Annotated in this window: 1 protein-coding gene; it reads right to left on the bottom strand. The window is 53.1% G+C overall.

From position 1 onward, the window contains the following. On the bottom strand, window positions 1–908 hold a 908-nt coding region (locus H5200_RS23225; RefSeq protein ID WP_182762852.1), incomplete at both ends, for an Ig-like domain-containing protein.

The following is a 908-nucleotide window of genomic DNA, read 5'->3' as shown; positions in this document are numbered from 1 at the left end:
CTGATCAACGGATCTAAGGTATCCACACTGCCAGTGCCGGTGTCACTGCCGGTATTGCCTGCCGCATCGGTAATACTGGCGGTTACTGTATAACTGCCATCCGTTAAGCTTGGTGCTGTTACTTGCCATGAACCATCAGCGAGGACGGTGGCACTTAATCCATAACTATCGCCATTGACATCCACGATACTGATGCTAACAACGGTGCCCGTAGGCTCGGTTGAGGTACCCGTAATCGTTGGTGTCGCATTGTTTCCAAGGCCATTATCATTAACCATAACAACAGGCACTGAGGTATCAATAGTGCCCGTTAAGTTGACTTGCGTGCTATTTCCAGCCGCATCCAGGATGGTCGTCTCAACGCTGTAATCGCCCTCGCTCAAGCCATTTGGTACTTCCACAGACCATTGACCATTGCTTTGTACTGTCGCGCTTAGGGTTTGTTCGACCCCGTTAGCATCGGTAACCACTAAGGTCACTGTGCCACCGATTTCATTACTGGTGCCACTGAATACCGGGGTGACGTCACTGCCAGCACCGACACCTTGTACAGTAAGACTCGGCGCGGTGGTGTCAATCACACCACTAACCGACTCGGTGGTTTCGTTGCCCACACTGTCGCGAACACTGACCTCAACACTAAACGCGCCATCAGGCAGTGGGGTTGTCGGGCTAATTACCCAATCACCATTGGCATCCACGGTGGCGCTGAGGGTTTGCGTGTTGCCATCTTTATCGGTAACAACCACCGTCACTGCCGCCCCTTGGCCCGCATCAGTGGTGCCACTAATGGCTGGGGTGTTGTCATTGCTCAATGTATCGACGCTCACCGTGAGCGTCGGTGGCGTACCATCAAAATCAGTCGAAGTGATCGTGCGCACATTACCTGCTTCATCACTGGCACTGGC

This window comes from Pseudoalteromonas sp. SG43-7, from assembly GCF_014164295.1.
Lineage (GTDB): Bacteria > Pseudomonadota > Gammaproteobacteria > Enterobacterales > Alteromonadaceae > Pseudoalteromonas > Pseudoalteromonas rhizosphaerae.
Note: the sequence above shows the minus strand (reverse complement) of the source record. Positions and strands in the feature narration are given on the sequence as shown.